9 protein-coding genes are annotated in these 8,335 nt (G+C 50.3%); 7 read left to right on the top strand and 2 right to left on the bottom strand.

From position 1 onward, the window contains the following. Positions 1-171: 171 nt before the first annotated feature. The 5 genes from WAO31_RS02945 (at position 172) to WAO31_RS02965 (ending at position 5,312) form a co-directional block, all read left to right on the top strand. Positions 172-1,287: a PQQ-dependent sugar dehydrogenase gene (locus tag WAO31_RS02945; protein WP_509590061.1), complete on the top strand. Its 1,116-nt coding sequence runs from the start codon at positions 172-174 to the stop codon at positions 1,285-1,287. Between the two features lie 152 nt (positions 1,288-1,439). Continuing rightward, entirely contained in the window at positions 1,440-2,405 is a 966-nt protein-coding gene (deoC, locus tag WAO31_RS02950; RefSeq protein WP_509590064.1) for a deoxyribose-phosphate aldolase, read from the top strand. 13 nt (positions 2,406-2,418) lie between these two features. After that, the gene (locus WAO31_RS02955) at positions 2,419-3,849 is read left to right on the top strand and encodes an aldehyde dehydrogenase family protein (protein ID WP_509590066.1); all 1,431 of its coding nucleotides are present in this window, start codon (positions 2,419-2,421) and stop codon (positions 3,847-3,849) included. Then, positions 3,849-4,700 (top strand): aldehyde dehydrogenase family protein, encoded by an 852-nt coding sequence (locus WAO31_RS02960; protein WP_509590068.1) that lies wholly within the window; start codon positions 3,849-3,851, stop codon positions 4,698-4,700. The genes WAO31_RS02955 and WAO31_RS02960 overlap by 1 nt, the downstream gene beginning before the upstream one ends. Positions 4,701-4,778: 78 nt before the next feature. Beyond that, positions 4,779-5,312, top strand: coding sequence for a phosphate-starvation-inducible PsiE family protein (locus WAO31_RS02965; protein ID WP_509590070.1), 534 nt, complete (start codon positions 4,779-4,781; stop codon positions 5,310-5,312). A 4-nt stretch (positions 5,313-5,316) separates the two neighbouring features. On the opposite strand, the gene heR is transcribed toward WAO31_RS02965, so the two are convergent. Next, entirely contained in the window at positions 5,317-6,087 is a 771-nt protein-coding gene (gene heR / locus WAO31_RS02970; RefSeq protein WP_509590072.1) for a heliorhodopsin HeR, read from the bottom strand. Between the two features lie 240 nt (positions 6,088-6,327). Here heR and WAO31_RS02975 point away from each other — a divergent pair, with 240 nt between their 5' ends. Both WAO31_RS02975 and WAO31_RS02980 read left to right on the top strand, forming a co-directional pair. Then, the gene (locus WAO31_RS02975; RefSeq protein WP_509590074.1) at positions 6,328-6,699 is read left to right on the top strand and encodes a hypothetical protein; all 372 of its coding nucleotides are present in this window, start codon (positions 6,328-6,330) and stop codon (positions 6,697-6,699) included. A 69-nt stretch (positions 6,700-6,768) separates the two neighbouring features. Beyond that, positions 6,769-7,602, top strand: a complete 834-nt coding sequence (locus tag WAO31_RS02980; RefSeq protein ID WP_509590077.1) for an SDR family NAD(P)-dependent oxidoreductase — start codon at positions 6,769-6,771, stop codon at positions 7,600-7,602. Positions 7,603-7,622: 20 nt separating this feature from the next. Here WAO31_RS02980 and WAO31_RS02985 read toward each other — a convergent pair whose 3' ends face one another. Next, a complete protein-coding gene (locus tag WAO31_RS02985; RefSeq protein WP_509590079.1) occupies positions 7,623-8,216 on the bottom strand; it encodes a hypothetical protein in 594 nt (197 codons plus the stop codon). Positions 8,217-8,335: the final 119 nt, after the last annotated feature.

Genomic DNA, 8,335 nt, shown 5'->3' on the forward strand with positions numbered 1-8,335 from the left:
AGAGCAACCACGGCGATAAGTGCTTGTAGAGCTCCCCAGTCAAAGTCTTTCAATAGGTTTTTCATGTTCTTCTGCTCTCCAAATTCCCAAATGCTTGCCTGAGAATCATCATAACTGGGCAGACAAATTTATCACGAATTTGTTGCTAATGGTCCGTTGTAGCATGAAATTATGATGGTCAAACTACTACTTGGGCTTCTCTCGGCTCTACTAATTCTCCCCGCGGGCCCAGTAAGTGCCGCCGCTCCGGAATTCGAGATCAGAAGCGAATCCATCTCGAAGGCCGCCACAAAGGGTGGCAACCAGCGAGGCCCGGCTCTTGCGGTATTGCAAGACGGAACGTTAATTCTTGGCGGAGGCAGAACCGGCGGTCAGATCTTTCTCTATGAGATCCCGGGTAAGAAACTCACAAGAGTTGCCAGCATCTTGCCAAATAATCGCAGACTTGTGGATTCCAGGTTTGCCATCAACGACATCGCAGTTTTGTCCCAAACCAGCCGGAATGCAAAGTTGCTGGTTTCCTATCCACGTTTAGGGACCTCTAGAAACTGTGTCGAGATTGTCATTGATCAAGTTAACCTAAATCTCATCACCAAACGAGCCACCCGAGCGAGGACCTGGTTTGTGACTAAACCCTGCGTGTCAATTTCTGCCGTTCAGCACACTTCTGGAAGATTTGCTGTGATCGACGCAAATAGCGCCTATGTCACCATCGGAGATTTGGGTTATCGACAAATTGGAAAACGAGATAAAAGAGGTGACCTGGGTTCCATTTTTAAGGTGAGCTCTAGCGGTGCAGTCAAAGTCTCCCAGGGACACCGAAACGCTCAGGGAATTGTTCTCTACGACAATATGCATCTGCTTGCATCCGAGCATGGCCCAAGAGGAGGCGACGAGCTGAACCGAATCCGTCAAGGCGGGGACTACGGTTGGCCCTTTGTCACATACGGCCAGCCCTACGGGTTTGGAGATTATGTTCGCCCCACCAAAACCGGTACTCACGCTGGTTTCATTGAGCCGCTGACCCAATGGACGCCATCAATTGCACCAACTGAGCTTGTTCAACTACCTAAAGAAGGTTGGGGTCAGTGGAGCAATCAATTGATGATGGGAACCCTAGCGAAGCAGTCTCTGGTGCTTATAAAGCTTGACCGTAATTTGGCCGTGACCGATCAGGAAATTGTGGCAGTGGGACAGACAATCCGCGACTTGGAAGTTCTATCGGCCACCCAGGTTGTGGCTACTACCGATTCGGGCAAGCTACTGATCATCTCACTGCGCAAATAGCGCAGTTTGAAGTTGCAACAGACCCAAGAATCAGCAGAATTTTCTTCATTTTGGGACCTTATCTCTTGTTGGCGCGAGTAAGAACAAGGCTCTTAGGCCCGATTTCAAGCTTTGCTTTAGACTCAACTAAGACTTCCAAGGAGTAAAAAAAGTTGCCCAAGAACGAACCGGTTGCAATAGTTGGTGCCAAGATCACCAACTTAAGCCTCAGGCGTTGGCTGCACTCTCTTCCGGGGGTCGACAAGGTCGGTTTGGAATCTCGAGCAGCAAGTCTTGGAACCAGATCAATCAAAACAACTTCTAAGGCCTGGGCACTAGATGCCGCCATCAAGATGATGGATCTAACCACCCTCGAGGGAATGGATACCCCTGATCGGGTGCGCTCACTTTGCCTAAAAGCTCTTACCCCCGACCCAACCGATCCTGATTGCCCAAGACCGGCTGCAATTTGTGTCTATGGCGATATGGTTTTAGTTGCCAAGCAAACTCTTGGCAATTCCGGAATCTATGTTGCCTCTGTAGCAACAGCTTTTCCATCCGGAAGAGCATCGGTTGCGGTAAAGCTGCGAGATACCAAAGATGCTGTCAAGGCCGGTGCTGATGAAATCGATATGGTGATTGACCGAGGAGCTTTTCTTTCGGGCAATTATCTGGAGGTCTATAAGCAGATTCAGGCTGTCAAAAATGCCTGCACCAGAGCCGATGGAACTAAAGCTCACCTCAAGGTGATATTGGAAACAGGAGAGCTGCAAACCTATGACAATATCCGAAGGGCTAGCTATCTTGCCATGCTGGCCGGTGGGGATTTCATAAAGACCTCAACTGGCAAGGTCACGGTAAACGCCACCCTACCTATTACCCTTTTGATGCTTCAGGCAGTTCGGGACTGGTACGACCGGACTGGTGTACTAATAGGTGTAAAGCCAGCAGGGGGTATTCGAACCGCTAAGGATGCCATCAAGTACCTGGTGGTAGTCAAGGAAGTAGCGGGGGAGAGCTGGCTCACCCCAGATTTGTTTAGATTTGGAGCCTCAAGCTTGCTAAATGATGTTTTGATGCAAAGGCAAAAACTAAAGACCGGAAACTACTCCGGTCCCGACTACGTGACCGTGGACTAAGAGGTAAAAAAAGATGTTCGAATACGCACCCGCCCCGGAATCAAGGGCACTTATTACCTTCCAAAGTAGCTACGGCCACTTCATCGGAGGCAAGTTCACTAAGCCTTCAAACACCTACCAAACTATCTCCCCATCCACCGAGGAGGTCCTAGCTGAGATCTCAACCGCAGGTACTAAGGAAGTAGATCTGGCCGTCAAGGCAGCAAGACACGCCTACGAAAAGGTTTGGTCCAAGCTCTCCGGTGCCGAGCGAGGAAAGTACCTCTACCGAATCGCAAGGATCATTCAAGAGCGCGCTCGCGAGCTAGCGATTGCAGAAACTCTAAATAACGGCAAGCCAATTAAGGAAACCAGGGACGCCGACATTCCCCTGGTTTCGGCTTGGTTTTTCTACTACGCCGGTTGGGCCGACAAGCTCGACTACGCAGGATTTGGTCAAAACCCGAAAGCTCACGGCGTTGCAGCTCAGGTGATTCCATGGAATTTCCCGCTGATGATGCTGGCTTGGAAAATTGCTCCTGCCCTTGCTGCTGGAAACACGGTGGTTCTAAAACCTGCCGAAACAACTCCGCTGACCGCTTTGATGTTTGCCGAGATTTGTCAGCAGGCAGGTTTGCCAGATGGTGTTGTGAACATCATCACCGGCTTTGGAGCCACCGGAGCAGATTTGATTGCTCACAAGGATGTCAACAAGGTTGCCTTCACCGGTTCAACCGTTGTTGGAAGAAAAATTGCCAAGCAGGTTGCTGGAACCAACAAGAAAGTCACTTTGGAGCTTGGCGGCAAGGCCGCCAACATAGTCTTTGACGATGCGCCGCTAGATCAAGCGGTCGAAGGCATCATCAACGGCATCTTCTTTAACCAGGGGCACGTCTGCTGCGCGGGGTCTAGATTGCTGGTTCAAGAATCCATTCAGGATGAGCTGCTGAAAAAGCTCAAGCGCCGCATGGAAACTCTTAAGCTTGGCGACCCACTGGATAAAAACACCGACATCGGAGCCATCAACTCCAAAGCCCAGCTCGAGAAAATAACCAAACTGGTCAAACTCGGTGTCAAAGAGGGCGGCGAGGCCTGGGCGCCGAACTGCGCTATGCCGAAGAAGGGCTTCTGGTATGCACCGACGGTTATCACCGGTGTTGCCGCCACAAATACCGTGGCCCGCGAGGAGATCTTTGGTCCAGTGCTGTCGGTACTTACCTTTAGAACCCCGGCCGAGGCGGTAGTCAAGGCCAATAACACCCCATTTGGTCTAAGCGCTGGAATCTGGACCGAGAAGGGTTCCAGAATCCTTAAAGTTGCCGATCAGTTGGATGCCGGTGTGATTTGGGCCAACACCTTTAATCAGTTTGATCCAGCTAGCCCGTTTGGTGGCTTCAAAGAATCTGGCTACGGCCGCGAGGGAGGCAGGCACGGATTGCTTGCCTACCTGAAGGGAGATAACTAATGCGTCTTGATGTGAAGAAAACCTACAAGCTCTTTATCGGTGGAAAATTCCCCAGAAGCGAATCCGGTCACACCTACGAACTAACAAATCCAAAGGGCGAGTTTGTTGCCAACGTGGTTTTGGCATCTAGAAAAGATGCCAGAGACGCCGTTGTTGCGGCAAGAGCTGCCCAGCCCGGTTGGGAAGGCGCTACCGCATATAACCGCGGTCAGGTTCTTTACCGAATTGCCGAGATGCTCGAGGGAAGACGCGAGCAGTTCGTTGCCGAAATTCGCGAGCTAACCGGCGCAACCGAAAAGCAAGCCAACAGGGAAGTTGATGACTCGATTGACTCCTGGGTCTGGCACGCCGGCTGGTCGGACAAAGTTGATTCGGTAGCAGGTTCGATGAACCCGGTGGCGGGGCCATTTTTCAATATCTCCACCAACCAGCCAACCGGAGTTGTCGCAGCTTTCGCACCGCAAAAAAGCAGCCTGGTTGGACTTGTGAACACAATCGCTCCGATTATCGCAACCGGAAACTCAGTTGTCGTAGTTGCCAGCGAAGCACTCCCGCTTTCGGCCATCACGCTGACAGAAGTATTGGCAACAAGTGATTTGCCGGGTGGGGTAGTAAATGTTCTAACCGGTAAAGAAAAAGACTTAGCTCCCTGGCTTGCCTCACACCAGGACGTTAACGCAGTTGATCTGGAGGGAACTTCTGATCCAGTGGATCTAGAAATGCTTGCTGCCGACACCCTAAAGCGAGTGGTTCGGCCAGCGGCTTTCTCAAGGTCTGAATCCAAGGGGTCTTTGCAGCAGATCTTGGCCTTTATGGAAGTAAAGACTGTTTGGCACCCCAAAGGGCATTAGCTAGCAACCGAGCCACTTTATTAGACACGCCTTGCTCGAAGGTGTCTGGCGAAAGCATAAAGTGCGACAAACTTGGGTATGGCTAAAAAACAAGACGTAATGGCGGGTAGTTCTGAGCCCTTCGAGGCAGAGCCCTCGATTATTCAAACCAAGGTGCTGGACGTAGTTGAAGATGTCTTTCACGTAGCTCTAACCGCCCTTTTGTTCCTGGTTGCCCTCGGGGCAGTTATCTTCACAGTTGTGAGACTTTTAAACACTGTCCCGTTTTATCCAAACGGTATGCTTCAGGCCATCAACGACATCTTGTTTGTGGTGATCATCCTAGAAATCGCTCGCACCGTAATCGCCAGGTTTAATACCGGTTTCTACCAGTTGAGTCGATTCCTGGTGATTGGCGTAATCGCATCCGTTCGACACATCCTGTCGGTTGGATCTTCCCTAACTCTTTCCATTGGCAAAACCCCAGAAGCCTTCGAGCGCGGAATCATCGAGCTGTTGGTCAACGGCGGCATAGTTGTTGCTCTGGTGCTGGCTATCTTTATGACACGCGTAGCGGAGAGACAACCAGGGGTAAGAAACAATTCAAGTAAAAAACCTCGTAAGGCCGACTAGAGAACTAGATATTCATCGTTCCAAGCACTATGACCCAGCCAAGTACTGACTTGGATGTCAGGCTGAGAACAATGTAAGCCTTTTCTCCGAAGGCGTATACCTTCCACTTGCCAATCTTTTTGTACTGGAGGTACATGTTGATGGCGAAGGTGTTGAAGAAGATAAAGGTCAGTAGGAAGCCGAACTGGGCGTAGACCGGAATAGCGTCCGCAATGTTGTTGGTAGAAACTATGAAATAGATGCTCCCCATGATCCAGGGTACGATTCCGGCCAGAACTCCAACGTTGAAGGAGAACCAGCTGGTCTTCTTTGTTAGCTGGTTGTGCATCTCCATCATCAGACCCATCATGTTCATCACGAAGTTCAGGGTGAAGATAAACACGATTGTTGCGATCTCGATCAAACCACCGAGCATCATCAAAACAACCAGCATCAGCGATGAGCTGATGGCGTATTCCCACCAGCGAGCTGGGTTAATTCCGTTTTTAATGTTCTCTTCGTAGCGGCGGATGTATCCCGGTGAGGAAACAAACAGGTGGGCGATGGCCGATAGCAGCAAGAAAATAGGTGCAATCAGGGCAACCGGAAATTCAAATAGGGTTTCAGTGAGTGGGCGAATACCTTCCGGGGTTTCGGTAAAAAAGCGGGTGATGACTGGAATCTTGGTCTCGTCGTTGAGAATAAAGAACAGCACCGCCGCCTGCAAAAGATGGGTAACTCCAGCAAATCTGTTGAAGGTTTGGAGCTGTCTGCCCAGTTTAGTTTTTGGCTTCATTTGTTGTCCTTTCGAAGACCTACGCCGTTATTTATCAGCCTAAGCTCTGAGTAGGCAAAGCCCAAAGCCACAAGGCGACGTTAAGCAATTGTTAACATCAAGGCAATTTCCCTTGGTTTTCAAGCTTTCTAAGGGGCTAAAAAGAGATTTTTTCTTCAGCTGACGTAGATTGAGCACTATAAGACGTGTTGTCCAGGGCCCTAATCTTGGGCACAGAGAACACACAAGGAGAGGCTCCAAATGTCAGAAAAAGATCTAGTTGAGCTCTGGAACCTAAAGCGTGCCCAGCTCACCAAAGCCCAGTTCAGCTCAGTTGTTGCCCTAGCCGTATTGGCTGCCCTGGCACTGCTTGGAAACGTTGAATCAGCATCCATGGAGGCGCAGGCCTTCGCCGTAATCTTCCTTGCCAGCGTTGGAGCACTTAGCGTACTGACCCAGTTCGCAATCATCCGTGAGGCAAGAGCCCTTGTTGTTGAGATTTCAAAGCTCAAAAAACTTGGAGCAACCGCAAAAACCATCGCGAAGAGCGATCGCTACCTAGTTGGAACCCAGGGCCTAATGGTGGTTTTGAGTGCCGCACTACTTATTAGCTTTGTACTTGTAGTTCTCTAAAACTTAAGCCTTCTGACGGCCGTCCCTAGCGGGGCGGCCGTCTTTTTTTCAAAAGGTAGACTCCCAATTATGAAAACAATCTTGATAACCGGCGCCTCAGATGGCATCGGTGCTGCGGCTGCTAGGCAACTTGCCACCCGTGGACACCGACTGCTGCTTGCCGGAAGATCTAAAGACAAAACCGAGGCAATCGCCAAGGAATTAGGTGCCAAAGCCTTCGTTTCTGATTTTTCTAAATTATCCGAGGTCAGAAAACTGGCCCAAGAGGTCAAGGAAGAACTCTCGGGTGCGGGGCTTGATGTTTTGGCCAACAACGCCGGGGGAATTTTTGGCGATAGAACTAAAACAGTAGATGGCTACGAAAAGACTTTTCAAATTAATCACCTGGCTCAGTTTCTACTAACCGAGCTACTTATGGAGAACTTGCTTGCTGCCAAAGACAGGGGAGTTGTAATCAATACCTCGAGCGTGGCAAATCGAATTTTTGCAAAGATTGACCTCGATGACCTGGATAACGACAAAAAGTTTTCTGCGAATAAGGCCTACGGCGACGCGAAACTTGCCAACATCCTGCACGCACGGGGCATCCAATCCCGCTATGGAAGTCAGGGCATTTCCACGGTGTCTTTTCACCCGGGAGCCGTTGCAACAAACTTTGCCTCAGATTCGACGAGCTTCATGAGGCTGTTTTATCAAACACCGCTCAAAAGGTGGGGCCTGATCAGCTCAGAAATTGGCGGCGGGACTCTCGCCTGGCTAATCGAGGGAACTCCAGGTGTTGATTGGGAAGTTGGTGCTTACTACGACGAGCGCACCCTGAGCCAAAAAGTGAACCCTCAGGTCAAAGACGATGCCCTCGTCGAAGCTCTATGGCAAAAAAGCAAGGAATTGGTCGGACTCTAAGAGCTTTAGTTTGCGAAGACTCAATTACTACTCCAGGAAGAGATCAGGGACCAGCCAAAAACTTCAGCTTCAAGTTCCCTAAGCCATTGGCCAACCATGGTGGAAGAGTTGCTGGTTAGAAAATAATCAGTCGGGTGGGGAGCAAAGATAAGTCCATACGCCGGTACTGAAACATGTTCCCTCAAACCCTCCAGGAAAATTCCATCGAGGGCGGCAATTAGCTGATTGGCTTTGTCCCCTCGAACCTCAAGCCGATAGATCCTCTCAACAACGACCACTAACTGGTCGCGAAGACTTTCTTCCGAGATCGGACCACGTAGTTCACCTCGGCCTAAAGTTGCGGGAGTTGGCCAAAGTAAAGCGGCAGCTCCGCTTGCCAAACTGGTATCGCGCTTGGCGTAGTACCGAAGGTCGCCGTAGGAGTAGCGAATCATTTGCCCTGAAGAAGTTTCAATTGCCAGGCTCGAGTGCGTGCCGTGGTCAATCAAAAACACCACTCGTGGATTGCTTGGGTTTTCAGGAGAGGTAACCGATGTTGGAACCAGTATTGAGATCAGCAAGAGAAAGACGGCAAGGGGGGCCAGTAAAACTATTCTGGACACTTTTGGTTTCATTAGGTCCTTAGCGGCTTGGCCGGCATCTAATTGGCTAGGGCTTATTTCTTTCTCGATGTGTTGATCAATACAACTCCACCTAGAAGCAAAAGCCCTACGGGGGCTACGTAGTCAAGGCC

This window comes from Rhodoluna sp., from assembly GCF_049276775.1.
GTDB lineage: Bacteria > Actinomycetota > Actinomycetes > Actinomycetales > Microbacteriaceae > Rhodoluna.

Excerpts from the sequence above, each read along its gene's own strand:
- WAO31_RS02945 (WP_509590061.1), top strand. The coding sequence starts at position 172 with ATGATGGTCAAACTACTACTTGGGCTTCTCTCGGCTCTACTAATTCTC.
- WAO31_RS02955 (WP_509590066.1), top strand. The coding sequence starts at position 2,419 with ATGTTCGAATACGCACCCGCCCCGGAATCAAGGGCACTTATTACCTTC.
- WAO31_RS02960 (WP_509590068.1), top strand. The coding sequence starts at position 3,849 with ATGCGTCTTGATGTGAAGAAAACCTACAAGCTCTTTATCGGTGGAAAA.
- WAO31_RS02965 (WP_509590070.1), top strand. The coding sequence starts at position 4,779 with ATGGCTAAAAAACAAGACGTAATGGCGGGTAGTTCTGAGCCCTTCGAG.
- heR (WP_509590072.1), bottom strand. The coding sequence starts at position 6,087 with ATGAAGCCAAAAACTAAACTGGGCAGACAGCTCCAAACCTTCAACAGA.
- WAO31_RS02975 (WP_509590074.1), top strand. The coding sequence starts at position 6,328 with ATGTCAGAAAAAGATCTAGTTGAGCTCTGGAACCTAAAGCGTGCCCAG.
- WAO31_RS02980 (WP_509590077.1), top strand. The coding sequence starts at position 6,769 with ATGAAAACAATCTTGATAACCGGCGCCTCAGATGGCATCGGTGCTGCG.
- WAO31_RS02985 (WP_509590079.1), bottom strand. The coding sequence starts at position 8,216 with ATGAAACCAAAAGTGTCCAGAATAGTTTTACTGGCCCCCCTTGCCGTC.